The following is a 24,946-nucleotide window of genomic DNA, read 5'->3' on the forward strand; positions in this document are numbered from 1 at the left end:
CGCCGTGCAGGCCAGTGCCGCGATCGACATCGTCCTGCGCCATTGTGTTGTTCCCCAACCCCACACCGTTCTCGGCTGTTCCATATCCCAATGATTTACTCCATCGGTGTGACAACCGCACCCCGGAGGGGGCTTTCACGCCGCCCTCACTTCTCGGGGGTTGCGTCATCCTCGGACGTGACGTCGTCCTCGGCGAGGATCCGATACAGCGCCCGCCGGGTCTCGGCGAGCACCTCGGCCGCCTTCGCCGCCTGCTGCGGGGTACCGACCTGGGCGACCTGGCCGACCGCGCCCATCACCTGACCGACCAGTCCGCGCAGGTCCAGCGCCTGCGCGCCGACATCCTGGCGCACCTCGGCCCACGGATCGCCGAGCTCGTCGCGCTGGGTCTCGACGTAGGCCTTGCCCTCGCCGGTCAGCTGCGCGGTCTTGCGTCCGGCCACCTTCTCGATGAGCACCAGCCCCTCGTCCTCGAGCTGGGCGAGCGCCGGGTAGATCGACCCCGGGCTGGGACGCCAGATGTCGTCGCTGCGATCGCGGATCTGCTGGATCAGCTCGTAGCCGTGCATCGGCCGCTCCGCGAGCAACAGCAGCACCGCCGCCCGCACGTCGCCGCGCCGACCACGGCCACCGCGGCCACGCCCCCGCCCGAATCCCGGTCCGAACCCTGGCCCGAAACCGGGACCGAATCCCGGTCCGAACTCCGGCCCGTGCCCGTGTCGACCACCGTGCCGGAACTGCGGACGCCCCGGCGCGAACTCCTGCGGACCGGGCCCGCGCCCGCGCCGAAAGTGCCCGAATTCTCTCTGTTCTCGGTTATGCATAACAGCCTCCTACGGCTCTCGCGTTGTTGCTTACGTTATCGACGATATATCGGCAATGTATCTAGCGCAAGGTTTGGTGCGATGTTCCCTGAACCACACACCCCCGACCCCGAGGGAGTGGCGGCCACGCAGTGGCGGTCGCGGCCGGGTCGCCGGTCAGCGCTCGAAGCGCATGCGCCGCAGGCGCGAGTCTCGAGCGCTGACCGGTGGCCCCCTCGGGGCCGCGACTCGAGCGCGCCGGCGCTCCACAAACACAGCCTGCCCAACCTCCTGGGCCTACCGAACCTGGGTCACCAGGACCATCCCCACTCACCCCGAACCACTGCCGCTCAGGCCCACTGATCCTGAGTCACCACAGCAGTGTCATATTGGTGCAACCGACCACCCGAACCCCCGAAAACCACCCGCATCAACGCTTCTCCGCACGTTTATGCCACCCAGGAAACCCGGGCCCCCGACAAATCAGCCGATGTCGACCGGGTCGATCTGCACCCGCAACGGCGCATCCGACCGGTGCGAACTCCGAACCCCCTGCGCGGCCCCCAGCGCCCGAGCAAGCGGGGCTCCCTGCGACCGCGGCACCCGCAACAGCATCCGCTCGACCTCGGCCGGAGAATCCCCGCCGGAGAACGGTTTACGCGCGGTGGGCGGCAACGGAACAGGACCCAGGATCTCGGTGTCTTCGGGAAGTGTTGCCGCGTCGAGCAATTCGGCGATCGACGCGGTGGTCCCGTCTACCGCGGCCAGGCGAACCGCAGGCGGGAACCCCACCTCGGCCCGCGCTGCCAACTCGGCCGCAGCGTGGTTGACCGGATCCCACCGCACCAGCGCCTGCACCGTGGGCAACCCGGGCTCGGCCATCACGATCACCTGCCCGCGCGGGCGAACGAGCGCGGCGGCCCCCATCCACCTGCGCAGGGTGTCCTCGCCGGCCCGCAGATCGGCCCGTCCGAGCAGGGCCCACCCGTCGAGCAGCAGCGCGACACCGTAGCCACCGGGCACCAGCGGTTCGGCTCCGACGGTGGCGACGACGACCTGGGCGCCGGGTTCGACGGTGTCGAGCATGTCCCCGCCGCCCGAGGTCCGCACCGGGACGCCGGCGAACGCGCGGCCCAACTCCTCGGCGGTGCGGGTGGCGCCGACGACCGTCGCTCGCAGGGTCCGCGCTCCGCATGCCTGACAGCGGAACGCGGCCTCGGTGATGCCGCACCACTTGCACTGCGGGCTGGCGGCTTCGCCGTGGGTGGCGTGCGGTAATGCCAAGGGGCCGTTGCAGTGTCGGCAGCGCGCGGGGTGGCGGCACTTCGCGCAGGCCAGCGAGGGGACGTACCCGCGGCGGGGCACCTGGACGAGCACCGCCGCGTTCTCCTTGAGCGCCGAACGGGCGGCCGCGAACGCCACGCCCGGCATGCGCACCGACCGGGCCAGCGCGTCGCGTTCCAGGGCGTAGTCGCTGTCGCCGGGGGCGCTGATCCGCGGTGTCACCGCACGCAACACGTGACGTTCCGCGAGCAGGTCACGCGCCCACCCGGATTCGACGACGGCCTGGATCTCGGCGGTCCGGGCGAAGCCGGCGGCCACGAACGCGGCGCCGGTCTCGTGCGCGCGCAGCATCGCCACTTCGCGCGCGTGCGGGTACGGGGAACGCGGTTCGGCGTAGGTGTCGTCGCCGTCGTCCCAGATCGCGATGAGTCCGAGGTCCTGCACCGGCGCGAATACCGCCGCCCGCGTCCCCACCACGATCCGCGCCTGCCCCCGCAGCACCGCCAACCACCGCCGATACCGCGCCGCGGGCCCCAACCCCGCCGACAACCCGACCGCCGAATCCCCCACCAGCGCGACACAGGCGGCCAGTAGCCGATCCAGATCCCGCTGATCCGGCACCATCAGCACCGCACTACGCCCCCCGGCCACCACCGTCGCCGCCAACTCCGCCCACCGCGCGGCCCAATCCTCCCCCGGCAACGCCTGCCACGCCGCCCGCGCCCCCTTCCCCTTCGCGAGCGCACCGACGAACGCCGCCCCGTGCACGTACCGCCCCCACCCCGAAACATCCACCTCCCCCGAGTAACCCCCCGCCGCGACCACGCCGGAACCGGACGAAACTCCGTCGCCACCAACACTGCCCGTCGGCTGACGCACCGCATCCGCTGAACGGCCTACCACCACCGACCCACCCGGACCTCGCGAAACTTCGTCGCCACCAACACTGCCAGTCGGCTGACGCACCGCATCCGCTGAGCGGCCAACCTCCTCCGACTCACCCGGACCTCGCGAAGCATCGTCGCCACCAACACGCGCGGTCGGCCGACGCACAGCGTCCGCCGAGCGGCCCACCTCCACTGATGCACCCGGACCCGACAAAACATCGTCGCCTGAGTGGCCCCTTGCCACCGGCGCATCAGGGTCCGGTAAACCATCGTCGGAGGCAGCAGAGATACTCGGCTGGCTCACCTCGCGCGCGAGGGGCTCGCCCTCCGATCGACCGGAGAGGCGCGAAACATCTTCGGCCCCAACGCCTTCGTCGGCGAGGCGGTGGTCGAGGCTCGCAGACTCGGGGACGTCACCCGTCGGGGTCTCGGTAGCGGCACCGCGCGCATCGACAGCGAGGGGACCACCCCCACGCTTCACCGCCTTGGTCGCGGCGGAATTCTTGGCGACACCGCCGGTTTCCGTTCGGGCGTGGCGGGGTGGGATGGCCAGGCGGAGGACGTCGGCTCTGGTTCCGGCGTAGCGGGCGGCGACGGCGGTGATCAGGTGCAGGATGTCGGGGGTGAGGACGCGTTCGGGAGAGACCACGCGGTCCAGCGGCATCAGTTTGCCGTTGTGGTCGCTGTGTGGGAGGCGTTCGAGCAGATACCCGTCGACGAGGCGACCGGCGAAGCGCACCCGCACCCGCACCCCGGGTTGGGCGATCTCGTCGAACTCGGCGGGGACGAGGTAGTCGAAATCGCGGTCGAGGTGGGCAGGCGAGAGCAGCGGGAGCACCCGTGCGATCGGGTGTCCCGCTGCTGTCGTGTGGTCGTCCGCGCTCACGCGGCGCGAGCGTTTTACAGGCCGACGGCCGCGCGCAGCTTGTCGGCGCGGTCCGTGTGCTCCCAGGGCAGGTCGACATCGGTGCGGCCGAAGTGGCCGTAGGCGGCGGTCGGCGCGTAGATCGGGCGCAGCAGGTCCAGATCGCGGATGATCGCGCCGGGACGCAGGTCGAAGACCTCGGAGATGGCGGTGGAGATGCGCGCCGGGTCGACCTTCTCGGTGCCGAAGGTCTCGACGAACAGACCCACGGGGGCGGCCTTGCCGATGGCGTAGGCGACCTGCACCTCGACCCGATCCGCCAGCCCGGCGGCCACGACGTTCTTGGCGACCCAGCGCATGGCGTAGGCGGCCGAGCGGTCGACCTTGGACGGATCCTTGCCCGAGAACGCGCCGCCACCGTGGCGGGCCATGCCGCCGTAGGTGTCGACGATGATCTTGCGGCCGGTCAGACCGGCGTCGCCCATCGGACCACCGAGCACGAACTTGCCGGTCGGGTTGACCAGCAGGCGGATGTCGGAGGTGTCGAGGCTGGGCAGGTTCAGATCACCCAGGACCGCGTCGACGACCTTCTCGCGGATATCCGGCGCCAGGAGGTTGTCCAGGTCGATATCGGCGGCGTGCTGGGTGGAGATGACCACGGTGTCGAGGCGGACCGGACGGTCGCCGTCGTACTCGATGGTGACCTGGGTCTTGCCGTCGGGACGCAGGTAGGGCAGCACGCCCGACTTGCGGACCTCGGTGAGCTTGCGCGAGAGGCGATGCGCGAGCGCGATCGGCAACGGCATCAGCTCGGGGGTGTCGGTGGTGGCGTAGCCGAACATCAGGCCCTGGTCACCGGCGCCCTGGCGCTCGATCGCGTCGTCGGAACCGCCGACGCGCGCCTCGTGCGAGGTGTCGACACCCTGGGCGATATCGGGCGACTGAGCACCGATCGCGATGTTGACACCGCAGGAATTACCGTCGAATCCCTTTGCGGAGGAGTCGTATCCGATCTCGAGGACCTTCTCGCGCACGATGCGCGGGATGTCGGCGTAGGCGGAGGTGGTGACCTCGCCCGCGACATGGACCTGCCCGGTGGTGACCATGGTCTCCACCGCGACGCGGCTGCCCGGATCCTCCGAGAGCAAGGCGTCGAGGATGGAATCGCTGATCGCGTCACAGATCTTGTCCGGATGCCCCTCGGTCACGGACTCACTGGTGAATAGCCGACTACCTGTCGTACGCACAGTTATTCCCTCTCCCTCAACGGGTTACTCGTTCTCATCAAGACTATTCCAAACCACCGACATGGTGGCCAGTAAGCGACAAGCCGCGTCGCGAACACCCACCTCGGCGGTACACTGCGCGACCGTTGTTGCCGCACAACAGTTTTCACATGGCGCGTCGTCAGCGCAACAGTGGGACCAGCGCGTCGAGGACGCGACTGGCCAGCAGCGCCTTGGAACCGTGGTCGAGCGCCGCCTCGGTGCCGTCGGCGCCGAGCAGCCACCCGTCGTTGGTGTCGACCTCGAACGCCTTGCCCTCACCGACCGCGTTGACCACGAGCAGATCGCAGCCCTTGCGGGCCAGTTTCGCGCGCGCGTGGGTGAGCACATCGCCGTTGTCGTCACCGGTCTCGGCGGCGAACCCGACGATCGCGGTACCGGCGAGCCGTCCCTCGGTGCGGGCGTCGACCAGACCGGCGAGGATGTCGTCGTTCTTGGTCAGCGGGATCACGTCGGGTTCGTCGGCGCCCTTCTTGATCTTCGCGGCGGCCACGTGGGTGGGCCGGAAGTCGGCGACGGCGGCGGCCATGATCACGGCATCGGCGCCGAGCGCGTGCTTGTCGACGGCGGTCTTGAGCTGGTCGGCGGTGGTGATGTGGACCAGTTCGACCGCGGCGGGCGGCGCGAGCTCGATGGTGTTGCCCGCGATCAGCGTGACCTGGGCACCGCGCTGGGCGGCGACCCTGGCCAGGGCGTAGCCCTGCTTACCGGAGCTGCGGTTGCCGAGGAAGCGCACCGGGTCGAGGGGTTCCCTCGTGCCACCGGCGGTGATCACCACGCGGCGACCGGTCAGGTCGCGGGGCAGCGCGTCGGCACGTTCGAGCAGCAGCGAGGCCAGACCGAAGATCTCCTCCGGTTCGGGCAGTCGGCCGGGACCGGTGTCGGTGCCGGTGAGCCGGCCCGCCGCGGGTTCCATGACGTTGGCGCCGTGCGCGCGCAAGGTCGCGACATTGGCCACCGTCGCCGGATGCTCCCACATCTCGGTATGCATCGCGGGCGCGAACAGTACCGGACATCGGGCCGTCAGCAAGGTGGCGGTGAGCAGATCGTCGGCGCGCCCCTGCGCGGCGCGCGCCATCAGATCCGCGGTGGCGGGGGCGATGACGACGAGGTCGGCCTCCTGGCCGATCCGCACATGCGGCACCTCGGGCACGTCGGCGAACACCGTGGTGTGCACCGGCTGCCCGGACAGTGCCTCGAAGGTCGCCTTGCCGATGAACTGCAGAGCCGATTCGGTGGGGATGACCCGCACCTGGTGTCCGGTCTCGGTGAAACGGCGAACGAGGGCACACGCCTTGTACGCGGCGATGCCCCCGCCGACCCCGACGACGATCCGCATGGTCTTTACGCCTCCGGACTAGAGATTGTCACTCGCCCTCGGTGTGTTCGAGCAGGTCGGAGTGGATTTCGCGCATGGCGACCGACAGCGGCTTCTCCTGCAGACCCGGCTCCACGAGCGGGCCGACGTACTCGAGGATGCCGTCGCCGAGCTGGTTGTAGTAATCGTTGATCTGACGGGCGCGCTTGGCCGCGTAGATCACCAGGGCGTACTTGGACGAGGTGCGCTCGAGCAGCTCGTCGATCGGCGGGTTGGTGAGGCCGATCGGGGTGTCGTACGCGGGTACTGCGGTGATGTCCGTACTCACTAGGGGTGACTCCTGCGGGTTAGTGGGTCAAGAACTCGAATTTGTGCTAACGAACAACGATACCAACTGCTCACACGCGGTCGTTACCTCGCTGTTCACGATGACCGTGTCGAACTCGTCACGGGCCGCCAATTCGACCCGGGCGGTCTCGAGCCTGCGCTCGATCACCTCGGGGGTCTCGGTACCGCGCGAGCGCAGTCGCGAGACCAGTTCTTCCCAGCTCGGCGGCGCGAGAAACACCAGAAGTGCCTCCGGCATCGCGTGGCGGACCGACCGGGCTCCGGCCAGGTCGACTTCGATCAGTACCGACAGTCCGCTCGCCAGTGCGTCCCGCACCGGGGCGGCGGGGGTGCCCGATCGCTGCAACCCCCCGTGGATGTCTGCCCATTCGAGCAGTTCGTCCGCCTCGATCATGGCGTCGAACTCGGCTCGGGAAACGAAGCGGTAGTCGCGGCCGTCGACTTCACCGGGACGGGGGTCCCTGGTCGTGGCCGACACACTGAAAACCAATTCGGGCAGGCGTTCCCGCACGCACCGCACGACCGTGGACTTGCCCACGGCCGAGGGGCCGACCAGTACTACCAGTCGGCCCTTCCGCGTGTGTGTATCCACCAGTTCTTAGGACGCGTCGAAGTCGAAGCGGGTGAGCAGCGCGGCGCGCTGCCGGGCACCGAGTCCACGAAGACGGCGCGTAGGCGCGATCTCGAGCTCGGTCATGATCTCGGCCGCCTTGACCTTGCCAACCTTCGGCAGAGCCTCGAGCAGCGCGGAAACCTTCATCTTGCCGAGAATCTCATCGGACTCGGCGTCGGTGAGAACCTGCTTCAGGTTCGTGCCACCGCGCTTCAGGCGCTCCTTGAGCTCTGCCCGAGCGCGGCGAGCGGCAGCCGCCTTCTCCAGAGCAGCGGCGCGCTGCTCATCAGTCAGCTGGGGAAGGGCCACGGGTTCCTCCGTCTCATCGTTCATTGCCAGATCTACCGCCGGTTACCCGGACGGTCTGTGCGACCGTACCCACGGGGCGCGCCGATTGCGAACCCGACCCCCAGGTCAGGGCCGGATTACGGATGCCGTATGGCGCGCGCGGGCTCGATGCGGTGACGGTCGATTCCGGTGCCTCGATCGTACCGTCGAATTCATAAAATGCACCCCCACCTGCGGTTTTACCGAAATGGGCGATGATAGCCACCCGATAGCGCGACCGGTGTGGACGGCCCTGGTTAACACCGCGCTTCGCGACCAGGGTGTTTCCCGAAAATGCCCGCGTGTCGCGTGATTTCGGACCGCGTGTCGCGGCAGGTAGCCGTCGAACACGGACGTGACGAGGTCGATGATCATCGCCGGTGGGCGGTTCGTCACGTGAGGCGAAGCGCACAGCGGTGCGCCGTGGCGCGGACACGACAAGGCCGGGGCTGTGGTGTCCAGCCCCGGCCTTGTCATGGGTCCGGTATTCAGCGCTGCAGGAAGGCGAATTCCTCCTGCAGCTGCGCGGTGCGACCGATCAGCGCGGTCGTGGACGGTCCGACGGCGAGGACCTCGCGCGAGACGCTGGGCAGCACGGCCGCCAGGCTCGCCGCGGGGACCAGGGCGCGAATGGAGTCCACTCCCCCGCCCTGCGCGCCCACACCGGGCATCAGGATGGGTCCGTTGAGCCCCGAGAGGTCCGGCGCCTCGGTGAGGGTGGCGCCGACGACCACGCCGACCGAGCCGAGGCCAGGACCGGCGTTGCGGGCGGCGGCCTCGTCGACCATCGTCTGCGCGATCGTGCGACCGTCGGGGGCGGTGATCCGTTGCAGTTGCGCCCCTTCGGGATTGGAGGTCGCCGCGAGGACGAACACCCCGCGACCGTTGGTCCGCGCCAGCTCCAGCGCCGGGTCCAGTGACCCGAAACCGAGGTAGGGCGAGACCGTGACCGCGTCGGCGCCGAGGGGTCCGGCGCCGAGCCAGGCGTTGGCGTAGGCGTCCATGGTGGAGCCGATGTCGCCGCGTTTGGCGTCGGCCAGCACCAGGGTGCCCGAGGCCCGCAGCACCGAGATGGTGCGTTCCAGGACCGCGAGACCGCCCGAGCCGTAGGTCTCGAAGAACGCGACCTGCGGCTTGACCACGGCGACGCGCCCGTCGAAGGCCTCCACGCAGATCTCGGCGAAGGCCTCCAGCCCGTCGACGTCCTCGGTGAGCCCCCACGCCCGCAACAGGGCGGGGTGGGGGTCGATGCCGACGCAGACGGGTCCGAACTGCCGCATGGCGTGCTGCAAGCGGTGGCCGAAGGTCATCTCAGCCACGCAGCTTCGAGTGCAGTTCCTGCAGCGAGCGCACCCCGATGCCGCCGTTGATGCTCGCCTCGATGCCCTGGACCGCCGCGGCGGCGCCCTGCACGGTGGTGATGCACGGGATGTTGGCGCCCACGGCGGCGGTGCGGATCTCGTAGCCGTCCACGCGGGGGCCCGAGTTGCCGTAGGGGGTGTTGAACACGATGTCGATCTCGCCGTCGCGGATCTGTTCCACGATCGAGGCCTCCGGCATGCCGGTAGCCGGATCGGTGGTCTCCGGGTCAGAGTGCTTGCGCACCTGTTCGCACGGAATGCCGTTGCGGCGCAGGGTTTCCGCGGTGCCGTCGGTGGCGAGGATGCGGAAGCCGAGGTCGTGCAGGCGCTTGATCGGGAAGACCATGGCGCGCTTGTCGCGGTTGGCGACCGAGACGAACACGGTGCCCTCGGTCGGCAGCGAGCCGTAGGCGGCGGCCTGGCTCTTGGCGAAGGCGGTGCCGAAGTCGGCGTCGATGCCCATGACCTCGCCGGTGGACTTCATCTCCGGGGAGAGCAGCGAGTCGATGCCGGAGCCGTCGGCGCGACGGAACCGGTGGAAGGGCAGCACGGCTTCCTTGACCGCGACCGGCGCGTCCAGGGGCACGTGGCCGCCGTCGCCCTCGGGCGGCAGCATGCCTTCCTTGCGCAGGTCGGCGATGGTGGCGCCGAGCATGACGCGCGCGCACGCCTTGGCCAGCGGCACCGCGGTGGCCTTGGAGACGAACGGAACCGTCCGGCTGGCCCGTGGATTGGCTTCCAGGACGTAGAGCACGTCGTCCTTGAGGGCGTACTGCACATTGAGCAGGCCCTTGACGCCGATGCCCTTGGCCAGCGCGATGGTCGAGCGGCGCACGGCCTCGATGTCGCTGCGGCCCAGGGTGATCGGGGGCAGCGCGCAGGCGGAGTCACCGGAGTGGATGCCGGCTTCCTCGATGTGTTCCATCACGCCGCCGAGGTAGACCTCCTCGCCGTCGCACAGGGCGTCGACGTCGATCTCGATGGCGTCTTCGAGGAACCGGTCGACCAGCACCGGGTGATCGGGGCTGAGCTCGGTCGCGCGGGAGATGTAGCCCTCGAGCGAGGTCTCGTCGTAGACGATCTCCATGCCGCGCCCGCCCAGCACGTAGGACGGACGGACCAGCACGGGGTAGCCGATCTCGTTGGCGATCTTCTTGGCCTGGGCCACATTCGTGGCGGTGCCGTACTTGGGGGCGGGCAGGCCTGCGGCGATCAGCACGTCACCGAACTCGCCGCGGTCCTCGGCCAGGTCGATCGCGGCCGCGGAGGTGCCGACCACGGGCACGCCCGCGTCGGTGAGCCGCTGCGCCAGGCCCAGCGGGGTCTGGCCGCCGAGCTGCACGATCACCCCGGCGACGGTGCCCGACTCGGCTTCGGCGTTGTACACCTCGAGGACGTCCTCGAAGGTGAGCGGCTCGAAGTAGAGGCGATCGGCGGTGTCGTAGTCAGTGGAGACGGTCTCGGGGTTGCAGTTGACCATGACGGTCTCGTAGCCCGCGGCCGACAGAGTCTGGGCCGCGTGCACACACGAGTAGTCGAACTCGATGCCCTGACCGATGCGGTTGGGGCCCGAGCCCAGGATGATGACCTTGTCGCGCTCACGCTGCGGCGCGACCTCGGACTCCGCGCCGGGATCGAGCTCGTAGGTGCTGTAGTGGTACGGGGTCTTGGCCTCGAACTCCGCGGCGCAGGTGTCGACGGTCTTGTAGACCGGGCGCACCTGGAGACGGTGCCGCAGCGAGCGCACGCCCGCCTCACCGGCCAGCTCGGGCCGCAGGGCGGCGAGCTGACGGTCCGACAGGCCGTAGTGCTTGGCGCGACGCAGCAGGTCCTCGTCGAGCACGGGCGCGTCGAGGACTTCCTGGCGCAGCTCGACCAGGCCGAGCACCTCGGCGACGAACCACGGGTCCACACCGGAGGCCAGCGCGACCTCCTCGACGCTGGCGCCGTAGCGCAGCGCGCGCTCGACCTGGTAGATGCGGCCTTCGGTCGGCACGCGCAGGTCGGCCAGGATGGCCTCGATCGCCTCGCGCACCGACGCCGGATCGCTCGGGTCCTTCGGGGCCCACTGGCCGTCGTCGAGGGTCCAGAAGCTGGCGGCCTTGGTCTCGAGCGAGCGCAGCACCTTGCCGAGGGCCTCGGAGAAGTTGCGGCCCATCGACATGGCCTCGCCCACCGACTTCATGGTGGTGGTCAGGGTGGCGTCGGCGCCGGGGAACTTCTCGAACGCGAACCGGGGCGCCTTGACGACGACGTAGTCCAGGGTCGGCTCGAAGCTCGCGGGAGTTTCGCCGGTGATGTCGTTGACGATCTCGTCGAGGGTGTAGCCGATGGCCAGCTTGGCGGCGATCTTGGCGATCGGGAAGCCGGTGGCCTTCGACGCCAGCGCCGAGGACCGCGACACACGCGGGTTCATCTCGATGACGATCAGACGACCGTCCTTCGGATCCACCGCGAACTGGATGTTGCAGCCGCCGGTGTCGACGCCGACCTCGCGCAGGATCGCGATGCCGAGATCGCGCATCTTCTGGTACTCGCGGTCGGTGAGGGTCATCGCGGGGGCGACGGTCACCGAGTCGCCGGTGTGCACGCCCATCGGGTCGACGTTCTCGATCGAGCAGACGATGACCACATTGTCGTTGCGGTCGCGCATGAGCTCGAGTTCGAACTCCTTCCACCCGAGGATGGACTCCTCGATCAGGACGTTGGCCGTCGGCGAGGCGGCCAGACCGCCACCGGCGATGCGGTTGAGGTCTTCCTCGTTGTAGGCCATGCCCGAACCGAGGCCACCCATGGTGAACGACGGGCGGACCACGACCGGGTAGCCGAGCTCGGCGACCGTCGCGCGGACCTCGTCCATGGTGTAACAGACAGCGCTGCGGGCACTCTCGCCGCCGACCTTGGCGACGATGTCCTTGAACTTCTGCCGGTCCTCACCGCGCTGGATGGCGTCGAAGTCGGCGCCGATCAGCTCGACGTTGTACTTGGCCAGCACCCCGTTCTCGTGCAGGGCGACCGCGGTGTTGAGCGCGGTCTGCCCGCCGAGGGTGGCCAGGATCGCGTCGGGGCGCTCCTTCTCGATGACCTTCTCGACGAACTCCGGGGTGATCGGCTCGACGTAGGTGGCGTCGGCGAACTCCGGGTCGGTCATGATGGTCGCGGGGTTGGAGTTGACCAGCGAAACCCGCAGGCCCTCCGAGCGCAGCACCCGACAGGCCTGGGTACCGGAGTAGTCGAATTCGCACGCCTGGCCGATCACGATCGGGCCAGAGCCGATCACCAGAATGTGCTTCAGATCCTCGCGGCGAGGCATCAGGCTCCTTCCATGAGACCGGCGAAACGGTCGAACAGGTATGCGGCGTCGTGCGGGCCTGCGGCGGCCTCGGGGTGGTACTGCACCGAGAAGGCGCGGCCGTCGAGCAGCCGGACCCCTTCCACGGTGCCGTCGTTGGCGCAGATGTGGGAGACCTCGGCCTTGCCGAACGGGGTGTCGAACACCTCGCCGCGCTCGCCCTCGAGGGCGAAGCCGTGGTTCTGGGCGGTGATCGACACGCGACCGGTGCCCTCTTCGATCACCGGGATGTTGATGCCGCGGTGGCCGAACTTCATCTTGTAGGTGTCGCGGCCCAGCGCCCGGCCCAGGATCTGGTTGCCGAAGCAGATGCCGAACAGCGGGATCCCGCGTTCCAGGACACCCTGGGTGAGCGCGATCGCGCCGGTCTGGGTGGCCGGGTCGCCGGGGCCGTTCGACAGGAACACGCCGTTGGGGTTCAGGGCGAGGATGTCGTCGATCGAGGTGTTCGACGGCACCACGTGCGTGCGCACGCCGCGCTCGGCGAACATGCGCGGGGTGTTGGTCTTGATGCCCAGATCGACCGCGACGACGGTGAAGTTGTGCGCACCGACCGGTTCGATCGTGTACATCGCGTCGGTGCTGACCTCCTCGGCCAGGTCGGCGCCCAGCATCGAGGACTGGCCGTTGACGCGGGCGAGCAGTTCCTCGTCGGTGGCCAGCGCGGCCCCGGAGAAGATGCCCGCCTTCATCGACCCGCGGCTGCGCAGGTGGCGGACCACCGCGCGGGTGTCGATCCCGGCGATGCCGACGACACTCTGCTTGTCGAGCTCGTCCTGCAGCGTGGTGGTCGCGCGCCAGTTGGAGCTGACCCGCGAGGGGTCGCGCACGGCGTACCCGGCGACCCAGATCTTGGCGGACTCGTCGTCCTCGTCGTTCCAGCCGGTGTTGCCGATCTGAGGGGCGGTGGCCACCACGATCTGGCGGGCGTAGCTGGGGTCGGTCAGGGTTTCCTGGTACCCGGTCATCGCCGTGCAGAACACGGCCTCACCGAGCGTCTGTCCCTCGGCGCCGAAGGCGGTCCCGCGGAATACGCGGCCGTCCTCGAGCACCAAGGCTGCCTTCACTGAGCTCATTCGTCATCTCCCGTCGTCACCCTGGTCGCATCCGCAGTCCATGCCGGGTACACCGTCTTGTCGTCGCCCCGGAAACCGGTATCGATCTCGGTTCCGGTCGGCAGTGTCCAGCGAATTACCAGCACACCATCTTGTGTCATCACTTTGCCCGCGTGTCCGCGCTCGGTGCGCACGGCCGACACGGATTCCTGCGGAATCCAGATCACCGTGGCGCCGTCGCGTTCGAGCAGAATTCCGCGTTCGAACCGCGTCAGTTCGGCGGTCGCCCGGAATCCCAGGTCACCGACCGCGATCCGGTCCTGCCAGCTGGGCGCGATCGTGCTGCCCAGGTAGACCCCGGTGGTCGGTTCCAGTAGTTGCGCGCCCAGTTCGGCCGGCACCGTCGGCAGTTCGCCGATGCGGTCGCGCTGCCGCGTGGCCTTCTTCTGCCAAGCCCGGTACATCAACCACAGGCACAGAATGAAAAATGCCAGCAGCCCGAGTACCCACAGCGTTCTTTCCACTTCCTGGCCTCCCTAGATCCCGACCGCCTTGCCCTCGCGGGCAGTTACCCGGCCGCGCAGCACGGTGGCTGACACCTGCGCCGGGAACGTCATGTCCTCGAACGGTGTGTTGTTCGAGATACTCGCCAGTTCGGCGCCGTGCACCGTCCACTCGGCGTCGGGGTCGATCAGCGTGAGGTTGGCCGGTTCACCGACCGCGATCGGACGGCCGTGGTCATCGAGGCCGACGATCGCGGCCGGCTTCTCGCTCATCACCCGCGCCACACCGCGCCAGTCGAGCAGGCCCGGCCGCACCATGGTCTGCACGATGATCGACAGCGCGGTCTCGAGCCCGAGCATGCCGGGGCGGGCGGCCGCGAACTCGCAGCACTTGTCCTGCTCGGCGTGCGGGGCGTGGTCGGTGGCGACACAGTCGATGACGCCCTCGGCCAGGGCCTGGCGCAGGGCGGCCACGTCGGCGGATTCGCGCAGCGGCGGGTTCACCTTGTTGACCGCGTCGTAGGTTTCCAGGCGCGAGTCGTCGAGCAGCAGGTGGTGCGGGGTGACCTCGGCGGTGATCGAGATGCCCTGGGACTTGGCCCATTTCACCAGCTCGACGGTGCCGGCGGTGGAGGCGTGGCAGATGTGCACGCGGGCGCCGGCGTCGCGGGCGAGCAGGGCGTCGCGGGCGACGATCGACTCCTCGGCGGCACGCGGCCACCCCTGCAGGCCCAGGCGCGCGGCGTTGGGGCCCTCGTGCGCGATGGCGCCCTTGGTCAGGCGCGGCTCCTCCGCGTGCTGGGCGATGAGCACGCCGAGCGAGTTCGCGTATTCGAGGGCGCGGCGCATGATCAGCGGGTCGTCGACGCAGTGGCCGTCGTCGGAGAACATCCTGACCTGGCCGATTCCGGCGGCCATGGTGCCCATCTCGGCGAGTTGCTTGCCCTGCAGGCCGACGGTGACCGCGCCGACCGGGAACACGTCGACGAGGCCGACCTCCTGGCCGCGCCGCCACACGTGGTCGGTGATGACGACCGAGTCGGCGACCGGGCTGGTGTTGGCCATCGCGAACACCGCGGTGTAACCGCCCAGTGCGGCGGCGGCGGAACCGGTTTCGATGGTCTCGGTGTCCTCGCGGCCGGGTTCGCGCAGGTGCGTATGCAGGTCGACGAAGCCGGGCAGCAGGATCTGGCCGTTGCCCTCGATCACCTGGGCGTCATCGGACACCGTGAGGCCCGAACCGATCTCGGCGATGATCGTGTCGCGCACCAGGACGTCGACGGGTTCGCCTTCGCCGTAGGGCTTGACGTTCTTGATCAGCAGCTCACTCATACCGTTTCCTCCTGACCGACGAGCAGCCGGAACAGCACGGCCATCCGCATGTGCACACCGTTCGACACCTGCTGCAGCACCGCCGATTTCGGCGAATCGGCGACCGCGGAGGCGATTTCCATGCCGCGCAGCATCGGACCGGGGTGCAGCACCACGGCGTCGTCGTCGAGCAGTCCGAGCCTGCGCTCGGACAGTCCGTAGTTGATCGAATACTCGCGGGCCGACGGGAAGAACCCGCCGTTCATCCGCTCGGCCTGCACGCGCAGCATCATGACCGCGTCGGCCCCGGGCAGCTCGGCATCGAGGGAGGTCGAGACCCGGCACGGCCACGCCTCCACCCCGATCGGCAGCAGCGTGCGCGGCGCCACCAGGACCACTTCGGCGCCGAGGGTGCTGAGCAGGGAGACATTGGAGCGGGCGACCCGGCTGTGCAGGATGTCGCCGACCAGCACGATCCGCTTGCCCTCGATGTCACCGAGACGCTGACGCAGCGTGAGCGCGTCGAGCAGGGCCTGGGTGGGGTGCTGGTGGGTGCCGTCCCCGGCGTTGATGATCGACGGGGCGACGCGGCTCTCCTCGCGCGCCCACTGCTCCATCCAGCGCGCGATCTGGTGTGCCGCGCCCGAGGCCGGGTGCCGCACGATCAGCGCGTCGGCACCGGCCGCGTGCAGGGTCAGCGCGGTGTCACGCAGCGATTCACCTTTGGAGACAGACGAACTCGACGCGCTCACGTTGATCACGTCGGCGCTCATCCACTTGCCCGCGACCTCGAAGGACACGCGTGTGCGGGTGGAGTTCTCGTAGAACACCGTCATCACGGTGCGACCGCGCAGGGTCGGCAGCTTCTTCACCTCGCGGCCCAGCAGGGCCTGTTCGAAGCGTTCGGCTTCGTCGAGGAGTTCGGTGGCGGTCCCGCGATCAAGATCAGCGACCGTCAGCAGATGCTTCACTCTTGACCTTCCTGATGCAGGTAGACACCGTCACGACCGTCGTGCTCGCTCATGAGCACGGAGATGTCCTCGGCACGCGAAGTCGGCACGTTCTTGCCCACGTAGTCGGCGCGGATCGGCAGTTCGCGGTGGCCGCGGTCGATCAGGACCGCGAGCTGCACGGCGCGGGGGCGACCCAGATCGCGCAGACCGTCGAGCGCGGAGCGGACCGTGCGACCGGAGAACAGCACGTCGTCGACCAGCACGACCAGGGAGTTCTCGATCCCGCCGTCGGGCACCGAGGTGCGCTCGAGCGGGCGGTGCGGACGCGACCGCAGGTCGTCGCGGTACAGGGTGATGTCGAGGGAGCCGAGCGCGGGACGCACGCCGGAGAATTCCTCGATCTTGTCCGCCAGCCGGTTCGCCAGGGTGGTGCCGCGCGTCGGGATACCCATGAGAACCACCCGGGGCGCGTCGGCGTCGCCGGAATCCAGGGCGGTCTTCTCGATGATCTGGTGCGCGATCCGCGCGACGGTGCGTTGCACATCCGACGGCGACAACAGCTCGCGACCGGCCGCCACCCACTCCGGGGTGTGCCGTTGCGATGTTTCACTCGCGCCGGTTCTGGCCGCCCGTTCGGGCACAGCCATGCCGACCTCCTTCCCCGCCTCACCGGACGGTCCGTTAAAGGATGTCTCACTCGCCCGACAGCTTATCAGCGCCGCCGGAGGCGTTTGACCAGGCAGGTCACCCCTCGCACGCGACCACGGGGTATGCGGTGGGGGTCGCGGGTGCGTCATCGATCACACGGGAGCCGAAAGTGCTGTGAGCGCGCAGGTTTCGCTTCGATGCGACGAGTTTTCGGTGGGTGATGGTGTTCACGTGTGAGGTGGGCTGTGCCACGACGCGGTGTCCGGGTCGATTCCCTCGGCGCGAGCGAGCGCGTCGATGATGTCGCGCAACCAGGCGGCCAGGCCGGGTTCGATCCCGTTGTAGTAGGCGGCGTAGCCGGGATCCTCGACGTAGCGCCTGGCCAGGCAGACGTGCATCGCGTGGGTGCAGTCGAAGTAGACCGCCAGGGACGCGCGGTGTCGCTCGGCGAGGGCGTTGGCCCGCTCGCTGCCCGCGCGCACGCCCATGCGACAGGCCGCGGCCAGGTCGACGTGCAGGGATTCGGTGTCGGCGGTGATCCGGCGCCACTGTTCGGGGGATCGCGCGGCCGCGCGCTCGGCGGATTCGGCCCACTGCGCGGTGTCGCCCCAGGTGGCGCGGGCCTGGTCGACCCACGATGGTTGCCAGTGTTCACCGAAGATCGCGACCTGCTCGTCGGCTGGGAGCAGGGTTCCCGAGTCCCTGGCCTCGATCAGGCGGTCCACGGCGTCGGCCATCTGTCCGAGGCGCCGAATCCTGGCGTGCAGTTCGTCGCGTTGGGCGCGCAGCGTGGTGAGCGCCTCGGCGGCGGGCGCGGCCAACAGCGCGGGGATCTCGTCGAGCGGCACGCCCAGTTCCCGGTAGACGAGGACGCGCCGGGCACGGGCGAGGTCCGGGGCGGTGTAGCGGCGGTAGCCGGCAGGGCTGCGTTCGGACGGGCGCACGAGACCGATGGCGTCCCAGTGGTGCAGGGCGCGGGTGGTGACGCCGAGCAGTGTCGCGGCGGCGCCCACCGTGAGGGGTTCGGTCACGGCGTCCAGTCTGCCGCGCGCCCGGCTCGTCGTCACCGAGGTGCCTCGATGCCGATCGCGCGCAGGTAGGCGGCTTCGGGGCTGTCGGGGTCGTAGGGACGGGCGGCGGTCATCACGACCTGCGCGTTCTCCGGGGTGCGCACGCGCAGCTCGACCGAATTCCACGGCATCGGGGTGGGTCCGGTGGTGCATCCGGGTGCGGCCTGTTCGCAGGCGGCGGCGATCGTGTCGAGTTCGCCGAGGACACAGGAGAAGCTGACGCTGAGCGCGGGCGCGTCGACGGGTCGGTCACCCGGGACCAGCAGCACGTCCTGAAAAGCCCAGCGGCGCAGGTGAATCAGGTGATCCGGCACGGAGAACAGCTCGAAGAAGCCGAGTCCGCGGATCCAGAAATCCAGCGAGGCCGCCAGGTCCGGGGTCGGGACGGTGACGAACATCGGCATGCCGTAGAGGCCGTGGAAAGGCTCTGGCGCCACGGCGTCGGGGCCGGGGATCGGGACGGGGCTGATGTCGAAGGCGGGGTAGGTCATGGGGCCATCGTCGACCCTGACGCGACGTGAGGGTCAAGTGATCGCGGGGGCACTCGGGTGGGCAGGGCGCTCACGGTCAGGGCGAGCATGACCAGGGCGATGCCGGTGAGTTCGAGTGTTGTCGGGCGTTGGGCCAGGGCGATCGCGCCGACGACCGTGGCGGTGGCGGGCAGCAGGGCGAGCAGCAAGGCGAACCGCGCGCGGCCGACGGCGGTCAGGACGACCTGGTCCAGGGCATACGGCACCGCACTGGACAGCACGCCGACGCCGAGACCGAGCAGCCAGGTGCGTGGGTCGGCGAAGACGCCCGCGTCGATGGTGAGCTGCGGGATGAGCACGAACGGGGCCAGGACGACGGCCGCGGCGGCCATGCCGACGGCGAGCGAGTCCTGTCCGTCGCCGGTGTCGGCGACCCGCTTGCCGACCATGATGTAGGCCGCCCACAGCACCGCCGAGGCCAGCGCGAAGGCGACACCGACCGGCTCGACATCGAGCTGCACCCCGGCCAGCAGCACCACGCCGAGGGCGACCAACGCGACCGCGAGCAGGTCGCGCGCCCGCCGCGAGCCGAGCGTCGCCACCGCGACCGGCCCGAGGAACTCGATGGCGACCGCCGTGCCGAGCGGAATGCGCGCGATCGCCTCGTAGAACACGATGTTCATCCCCACCGTGACGACCCCGAATCCCGCCGCCATCGCCACGCCCTGCCGCGTCCACCGGGTCCGCCACGGCCGCCGCCAGGCCACCAGCGCGACCCCCGCCGCGGCCGCCCGCAACCAGGCGACCGTGGCGGGCTCGGTGGTGTCGAACAGGAACACCCCCAGCGCCGCACCCACATACTGCGAGGTCGCGGCCACGATGAACACCATCGGCACCGACCACCCCGGCAGCGAGCCCTTTGTCGGCTGCTCAGCGACCACAATCGAATTCATCCCAGGATTAATCCACAGGGGTGAGAAGTTTTCAACGCGAACATGTTCGCGGCCGAATGCTCGTGGCGCGGTGGGTGATTCGGTTTTCGTTTCGTCACGTGGCAGCACAGGGGTCGACTGTCTTCCGTCCGACCGCGTGCCCGCGTCCGATCAAGGCGATAGCTTTGCTCGTGCTGACGGTGACGATGAACGATCGAGCGACGAGATTACTGAATGTGCGGGACGGCTTCGGCGGCCTCGATCCCGAAGAGGGTTTGGCACCCGCCCTCCGGTCGCGGTTCGAGAACGGAATCGAATGCCGCGGCGAGGTGGTGTCCTGGACCCCGCTCTCCGAAACCGCCGACAACGCACCAGGACGTCTCCACGACCTCACCGGATGGGAATGCTTCCACACCAGCTTCCACCTCGAAGATTTCGTGCCCGTGGACAAGACGTACGCCGACGGACCGATCATCGGCCTCGACGGCCAGCGAACCCTCCTCCGCCAAGGAATCGCCCTGGCCAGAGAGCTCGGCCACATGGCCACCGCCCTGAGCACCCCGATCCCGCTGCGCTGCATCATCGCGACCAACGAAACCAACGGCACCTTCCGGTTTCATCGAATCCGCCCCGACGAGAGCTGGCTCAATGACGACCTCGACCGCTACGAAGCCGACCACCTCGTCGTCATCGATCTGCTTTCCGCCTCCTAGTGAACGAATCCGAGCGATTCCCACTTCGCAGCGACGGCAAGGATCTGCGATCTTCCCCGGTCCGGTCGATATGGCCGAGCGCCGCTGAACCCCTTCTGCGCCAACGGCAACCACTACAGTCGGTGATGTGGATCAACTTCGGGAAGTACCGACTCCGCCGACGGTCTTTCGGGCTTCGTGGGTTCGTTGGGTGGAGATGGTGGTGTTGGGGCTGGTTGGACTCGGGGTCGGGTGGTTGTTTCTCGTGACCGGCGCCGGCGAACCCGCGCTGACGTTCCCTGTGTTCGGCGCTCTCGTTTCGGGAACCCTTGCGCTGCTTCTGGGGCTGCACCACTTCGTCCGCCCCGCACCCGATGTGGCGGTCGATGATCATGGAGTGACGCTGGGCCCGTTCGGTCGAATCCCGTGGGGCGGGATATCGCGCATTCATCTGCGGACCGGGCGGCATCTTTCCATCGAGTTGGTCGAGCCGAAACCGACACTCACCGACAAGCGCTGGCCCCGGTGGATCTACGGCCCGGTCGGCAGACTTTTCGTCGGGTATCCGCTCACCATCTCGGAGCGTTGGCTACGTCCGATATCAGTGGACGACGTCGCCGCTGAACTCCAACGGCGAAACCCCGACCTGGTGATCACCCGATCAGAACAGCGAGGAATCCGTCGGCGGTAAGGTCGGCCCGCTATCGAACATACATTCGAACATGGGCTAGAATGCCTGCATGTCGATTCCCCTGCAAGGTTCACTGTTCGACGGTGAGGCGATTGCCCTGGGGTCTGTCGGGGCGGTTCGGCGTACGGTGCTCGACGCGACTGCCTGGGTGGATGTGTTGCCGGGGTGGTTGCGGGGGGCGAGTGAGGTGTTCGATCGGTTGGCCGAGCGGGTGCCGTGGCATGCGGAGCGGCGGCCGATGTATGACCGGGTGGTGGATGTGCCTCGGTTGGTGTCGTTCTTCGGGGAGAACGATCCGTTGCCGGATCGGATTCTGGTCGAGGCGCGGGAGGTGTTGAGTTCGCATTACGCGGCCGAGTTGGGTGAGCCTTTTCGGACGGCCGGGCTGTGTTTCTACCGGGACGGGCGTGACAGTGTCGCGTGGCATGGGGACACGATCGGGCGGGGGGCCACGCACGACACGATGGTCGCGATCATTTCGGTGGGTGCGCCGAGGTCGCTGCTGTTGCGGCCGCGCGGTGGGGGTGCGAGTGTGCGGTTCACGGCGGGACACGGGGATCTGGTGGTGATGGGTGGGGCGTGTCAGCGGACCTGGGAGCACGCGGTGCCGAAGACCGCCCGACCGGTCGGTCCGCGTATCAGCGTCCAGTTCCGGCCGCGCGGGGTGCGTTGATCGCGATTGCCGCCGATGCACATGGCCTGGCCGATCAGGGGCGAGCGCAGCAGCGGGGTGGTCCGGTCGAGTTCAGTGAACGGGGGGCGCCGTGACTGCGAAATCGCCTTCGATCGTGCTCGCGGGAAAGGTTCCCGAACCGGGGAAACTTGTCGACTTCACCGAAATAAGTTCTGTTGCTTGATATTTCGCGGATACTCGTAAGGACGGAGTAACGCGGACCACGCGGGGGCGGTCGAGATGGCATCCAGCAATGATCACGAATTCTCGCGGCTGAGAGCGGAAGAGGCGCTGGTCGACAGCGTCGGTGAGCTGCCGGGGCGGGTGCGGGGTGTCTATACCGCCCTGTTGCTGGCCGGTCGGCAGCGGTGGCGGCTGTTGGTGCGTGGGCGAAGTGACGCGTTGCTCATCGGGCCCGGTGGGGTGTTCGCGCTGAACGTGGTCGAGGAACTGCCGAGTGCGGAGCGGATTCGGCGGCTGCGCGCGCGGGCCGAGCAGCTGTTCACGGGCGTGGTCATCGGGCCGAATCGCAACGAATTCATCGCGCAGACCGTCGAAGTGGTGTTCGTGCTGCCGCCGGGCGTTCGCGCGCAAGGTGACGGGCGGTTCGTGGTCGTCACCGATGCCACGGTTCGGGCGCTGCTGAGCCGACGGTCGGTGATGCCCGCGCGATTGGCCGGGGAACTCGCCGCACACACGGCCCGCCGCCATCCCGACTTCCGCGCGATTTCCCAGATCGAACCGCCGCCCGCACCGGCCGAGACGGACGGCCTACTCGAGGTGGAGTCGCTGCACACCGATCACCTCACCGCGGCCCTGGCCAAGCCGTTTCCGACCTGGTTGGCGTTCCTCGATCCCGCCCAACTCGCCCTGGTGACCCGCCATTACAACGGTCCGGCGCGGATCATGGGTCCTGCGGGTTCGGGCAAGACGGTGCTGGCGCTGCATCGGATGGCGAATCGGGCCCGGCACAGCACGGGGCGGTTGTTGTTCACGACGTTGGTGAAGAACCTGCCGCCGTGTCAGGAGTCGGCGTTCGCGCGATTGCTGCCGGATGCGGTGGGGCGGGCGGAGTTCACGAATTTGCACTCGTGGGCGCAGGGGTTTCTCGCCGAACGGGGAATCCAGCGCAAGATGGAACTCACACGCACGGACACCGCGTTCAATCGGGCGTGGGCGAGAGTCGGGCGTCCGAGTCGACTGGCAGAGATCGGCGAACGCCCCTACTGGCGTGAGGAAATCGATCGGGTCATCAAGGGTCGAGGACTGCCCGCGACCGCGGCGGGCTTCGCCGAGTACGCGGAGGTGGACCGACGCGGCCGACGAGTCGCGTTGCGCACCAGCCAACGCCGCTACGTCTGGGATCTCTACGAGGCGTACGAGGCGATCCGGACCGAACGAGAGTGCTTCGACGGCAACGATGTCATCACCGCCGCACTCGACGAACTGCGCGCACGCCCGCTGGACAAGCCCTACGCGATGGTCGTCGTCGACGAAATGCAGGACATGACCGTGCAGAGCGTGCGCCTGGTCCACGCGATGACCGGCGACGAACCCAATTCCCTGCTGTTCGTCGGCGATCGCCAGCAGCAGATCTACGCCGGTGGTTGGCGGTTCGTCGACGCCGAGATCACCATCGTGGGCCGCAGCGAGAAACTCACCAAGAACTACCGCAATCGGCACGCGATCCTGAAACTCGCGGCCACCCTGCCCGGCGCCCAGCCGGTGGACGACCCCGACACGCGTGACCGCCAGACCCTCGATGTCGCCGACGCCGCACTGCCGGGCGGCATCGCCGAACAGTGGACCTGCACGCGAGCGGAACTGCCCGACCACATCCGTCGCCAACTCGATCGCCTTGTCGCCGAGGGCATCTCACTGTCGGATACGGCGATCATCACGATCACCAACGCGGAAGCCGACGCCGTGCTGCGCCGACTGCGCCGCTGGGGCATCGCCGCCCAGGAACTCGTCGACTACCGCTGCGCCGACACCGACAGCGGCGTCAAAGTGGGCACCGTCTACCGGGCCAAGGGCCTGGACTTCCGGGCCGTGATCCACCCGTTCGTCGAACCCCCACCGCCGCGCACCGATGCCGAGCGAGAACGGCTGGATCTGATCCTGCGCCAGCAGTATGTCGCCGTCACCAGGGCCAGGGATTTCGTGTGGGTCGGGGTGGTGCGGGACTGAGGGCGCGCGGTGGCGTGGCGGATTGTCGGTGGCTGGTCGTAGGATTCCGGGCATGGGGAGTTCATCGGTTTCGCCTGTGCGGGCGTCGAATGCGTTGACGGGGCGGTGGTGCGCGTCGTTCGGGGATTCGGACGCGGTGGTGTCGGGGGCGGGGTTGTGGCCGTTGCTGGCCGTGTTGGCCGGTGCCGCGTCGGGGCAGGCGCGAGCCGAACTCGCTGAGGCGATCGGGATTCCGGCCGAAGACGCGCACGCGGCGGGGCTGGAGCTCTTGGCGGCGTTGGATGCCTCGAAGGAAGTGTCGACAGCGCTCGGGGTGTGGGTGCGGGCAGATCTGACGCTGCGCGCGGAGTGGGTGCGCAGTATGCCCGCGGGCACGGTGGGAGTACTGGCGGCAACGGCCGAGCTCGACGCGTGGGCCCGCGCGCGGACCGGCGGGTTGATCGAGAAGTTCCCGGTATCGGTCAGACCGGAGACCCTGTTGGTGCTCGCGACCGCGCTGACGGCCCGCACCCGGTGGGCCGAGGAGTTCAGGCCGGTGCGCTACGCACCGGAAACCGGTCCGTGGCAGGGACATCAGGGGCCGGGACTGCTCCGGTCGAGCTACCCCGACGGCAGTGTGTCGGTGCTCGACGGCGCGGTGACGCGGGTGATCGTGCGGGGCACCGGCGAACTCGACGTGCACCTGCTGATCGGCGCGAATCCACGCGACGCGGTGGCGACCGGGTTGGCGGCACTGGACGGAACCGTCGAGGTGGCTACCGAACTCCCGATCGGCACCACCGCGCCGTGCCTGTCGGTGAGCCGAGAGGAAACCTACGGCGGTGGTGATTCCGTGGTGCTCGAACTTCCGCCGTTCGAGCTCGAGAACCGACACGACCTCGTCGAACGGGCAGCCCTGTTCGGACTGACCACCGCGATGGACCGGCCCGGATCCCACTTCGACGGGTTCGCCGAAGATCCGCTCGCGCTCGGTGCCGCCGCCCAGAACGTCATGGCGCGCTTCGACGCCGCCGGATTCGAGGCCGCCGCCGTGACGGCCGTGGCGATGCGCGCGGGCGGCGTTCCGCAGCTGACCTGGTCGACGATCACCGCGGTGACAATCGACCGACCGTTCGGATTCCTCGCCGTCGACCGGCGCAGCGGCCTGGTGCTGGTCGCGGGTCAGGTCACGAAGCCGCCGCTGACCTGGGACCCGGAACCCGAGAACCCGTGGTCAGAGGCGATTCTGGAGCCGCCGTGGTGAGACCGGAAATCACTATTGCCGAAGCTGTTGCTCAGCAACAGGATTCAGTTTCGATACGGCTCACCGAGGCC

The 24,946-nt window shown here is 68.8% G+C and carries 22 protein-coding genes; 5 read left to right on the top strand and 17 right to left on the bottom strand.

The window, feature by feature from the left end; translation table 11 throughout:
* Positions 1-146 precede the first annotated feature (146 nt).
* The 17 genes from ACFP3H_RS15200 to ACFP3H_RS15280 all read right to left on the bottom strand — a co-directional run bounded on the left by ACFP3H_RS15200 (position 147) and on the right by ACFP3H_RS15280 (position 19,407).
* Positions 147-824: a PadR family transcriptional regulator gene (locus tag ACFP3H_RS15200; RefSeq protein WP_378605901.1), complete on the bottom strand. Its 678-nt coding sequence runs from the start codon at positions 822-824 to the stop codon at positions 147-149.
* A gap of 462 nt (positions 825-1,286) precedes the next feature.
* Positions 1,287-3,860 (bottom strand): primosomal protein N', encoded by a 2,574-nt coding sequence (locus ACFP3H_RS15205; protein WP_378605904.1) that lies wholly within the window; start codon positions 3,858-3,860, stop codon positions 1,287-1,289.
* Positions 3,861-3,874: 14 nt separating this feature from the next.
* A complete protein-coding gene (gene metK, locus ACFP3H_RS15210; RefSeq protein ID WP_378605907.1) occupies positions 3,875-5,086 on the bottom strand; it encodes a methionine adenosyltransferase in 1,212 nt (403 codons plus the stop codon).
* Between the two features lie 160 nt (positions 5,087-5,246).
* Positions 5,247-6,464 (bottom strand): bifunctional phosphopantothenoylcysteine decarboxylase/phosphopantothenate--cysteine ligase CoaBC, encoded by a 1,218-nt coding sequence (gene coaBC, locus ACFP3H_RS15215; RefSeq protein ID WP_378605910.1) that lies wholly within the window; start codon positions 6,462-6,464, stop codon positions 5,247-5,249.
* A 28-nt stretch (positions 6,465-6,492) separates the two neighbouring features.
* The gene (gene rpoZ / locus ACFP3H_RS15220; protein ID WP_056810542.1) at positions 6,493-6,771 is read right to left on the bottom strand and encodes a DNA-directed RNA polymerase subunit omega; all 279 of its coding nucleotides are present in this window, start codon (positions 6,769-6,771) and stop codon (positions 6,493-6,495) included.
* Positions 6,772-6,798: 27 nt separating this feature from the next.
* A complete protein-coding gene (gene gmk, locus ACFP3H_RS15225; RefSeq protein WP_378605914.1) occupies positions 6,799-7,383 on the bottom strand; it encodes a guanylate kinase in 585 nt (194 codons plus the stop codon).
* Positions 7,384-7,389: 6 nt separating this feature from the next.
* Positions 7,390-7,713 carry an integration host factor, actinobacterial type gene (gene mihF / locus ACFP3H_RS15230; protein WP_378605917.1) on the bottom strand — a complete coding sequence of 108 codons (324 nt, stop codon included), beginning with the start codon at positions 7,711-7,713 and terminating at the stop codon, positions 7,390-7,392.
* Positions 7,714-8,219: 506 nt separating this feature from the next.
* On the bottom strand, positions 8,220-9,041 hold the full coding sequence (gene pyrF, locus ACFP3H_RS15235) for an orotidine-5'-phosphate decarboxylase (RefSeq protein WP_378606421.1): 822 nt from the start codon (positions 9,039-9,041) through the stop codon (positions 8,220-8,222).
* A 1-nt stretch (position 9,042) separates the two neighbouring features.
* Positions 9,043-12,405, bottom strand: a complete 3,363-nt coding sequence (gene carB, locus ACFP3H_RS15240) for a carbamoyl-phosphate synthase large subunit (RefSeq protein ID WP_378605921.1) — start codon at positions 12,403-12,405, stop codon at positions 9,043-9,045.
* A complete protein-coding gene (gene carA / locus ACFP3H_RS15245) occupies positions 12,405-13,520 on the bottom strand; it encodes a glutamine-hydrolyzing carbamoyl-phosphate synthase small subunit (RefSeq protein ID WP_378605924.1) in 1,116 nt (371 codons plus the stop codon). The genes carB and carA overlap by 1 nt, the downstream gene beginning before the upstream one ends.
* Positions 13,517-14,023, bottom strand: coding sequence for a PH-like domain-containing protein (locus ACFP3H_RS15250; protein WP_378605927.1), 507 nt, complete (start codon positions 14,021-14,023; stop codon positions 13,517-13,519). The genes carA and ACFP3H_RS15250 overlap by 4 nt, the downstream gene beginning before the upstream one ends.
* Before the next feature lie 12 nt (positions 14,024-14,035).
* Positions 14,036-15,334: a dihydroorotase gene (locus ACFP3H_RS15255; protein ID WP_378605930.1), complete on the bottom strand. Its 1,299-nt coding sequence runs from the start codon at positions 15,332-15,334 to the stop codon at positions 14,036-14,038.
* The gene (locus ACFP3H_RS15260) at positions 15,331-16,284 is read right to left on the bottom strand and encodes an aspartate carbamoyltransferase catalytic subunit (protein ID WP_378605933.1); all 954 of its coding nucleotides are present in this window, start codon (positions 16,282-16,284) and stop codon (positions 15,331-15,333) included. Before ACFP3H_RS15260 ends, ACFP3H_RS15255 begins: the two co-directional genes overlap by 4 nt.
* The gene (gene pyrR, locus ACFP3H_RS15265) at positions 16,281-16,913 is read right to left on the bottom strand and encodes a bifunctional pyr operon transcriptional regulator/uracil phosphoribosyltransferase PyrR (RefSeq protein ID WP_378605936.1); all 633 of its coding nucleotides are present in this window, start codon (positions 16,911-16,913) and stop codon (positions 16,281-16,283) included. Before pyrR ends, ACFP3H_RS15260 begins: the two co-directional genes overlap by 4 nt.
* Positions 16,914-17,141: 228 nt before the next feature.
* The gene (locus ACFP3H_RS15270; protein WP_378605939.1) at positions 17,142-17,945 is read right to left on the bottom strand and encodes a MerR family transcriptional regulator; all 804 of its coding nucleotides are present in this window, start codon (positions 17,943-17,945) and stop codon (positions 17,142-17,144) included.
* Between the two features lie 32 nt (positions 17,946-17,977).
* Positions 17,978-18,475, bottom strand: coding sequence for a VOC family protein (locus ACFP3H_RS15275; protein ID WP_378605942.1), 498 nt, complete (start codon positions 18,473-18,475; stop codon positions 17,978-17,980).
* Positions 18,472-19,407 carry an EamA family transporter gene (locus ACFP3H_RS15280; RefSeq protein ID WP_378605945.1) on the bottom strand — a complete coding sequence of 312 codons (936 nt, stop codon included), beginning with the start codon at positions 19,405-19,407 and terminating at the stop codon, positions 18,472-18,474. Before ACFP3H_RS15280 ends, ACFP3H_RS15275 begins: the two co-directional genes overlap by 4 nt.
* A gap of 56 nt (positions 19,408-19,463) precedes the next feature.
* Here ACFP3H_RS15280 and ACFP3H_RS15285 point away from each other — a divergent pair, with 56 nt between their 5' ends.
* From ACFP3H_RS15285 to ACFP3H_RS15305, 5 genes are all read left to right on the top strand, one after another.
* The gene (locus tag ACFP3H_RS15285) at positions 19,464-20,099 is read left to right on the top strand and encodes a hypothetical protein (RefSeq protein ID WP_378605948.1); all 636 of its coding nucleotides are present in this window, start codon (positions 19,464-19,466) and stop codon (positions 20,097-20,099) included.
* A gap of 190 nt (positions 20,100-20,289) precedes the next feature.
* Positions 20,290-20,769 carry a hypothetical protein gene (locus ACFP3H_RS15290; RefSeq protein WP_378605951.1) on the top strand — a complete coding sequence of 160 codons (480 nt, stop codon included), beginning with the start codon at positions 20,290-20,292 and terminating at the stop codon, positions 20,767-20,769.
* Positions 20,770-20,818: 49 nt separating this feature from the next.
* On the top strand, positions 20,819-21,442 hold the full coding sequence (locus ACFP3H_RS15295; RefSeq protein WP_378605954.1) for an alpha-ketoglutarate-dependent dioxygenase AlkB: 624 nt from the start codon (positions 20,819-20,821) through the stop codon (positions 21,440-21,442).
* 240 nt (positions 21,443-21,682) lie between these two features.
* Positions 21,683-23,632 carry a UvrD-helicase domain-containing protein gene (locus tag ACFP3H_RS15300; protein WP_378605957.1) on the top strand — a complete coding sequence of 650 codons (1,950 nt, stop codon included), beginning with the start codon at positions 21,683-21,685 and terminating at the stop codon, positions 23,630-23,632.
* A 52-nt stretch (positions 23,633-23,684) separates the two neighbouring features.
* Complete coding sequence (locus ACFP3H_RS15305; protein ID WP_378605960.1) at positions 23,685-24,875, top strand: serpin family protein; 1,191 nt, start codon at positions 23,685-23,687, stop codon at positions 24,873-24,875.
* Positions 24,876-24,946: the final 71 nt, after the last annotated feature.

The organism is Nocardia lasii, assembly GCF_042658545.1.
In the GTDB taxonomy this organism is placed as follows: Bacteria; Actinomycetota; Actinomycetes; order Mycobacteriales; family Mycobacteriaceae; genus Nocardia; species Nocardia lasii.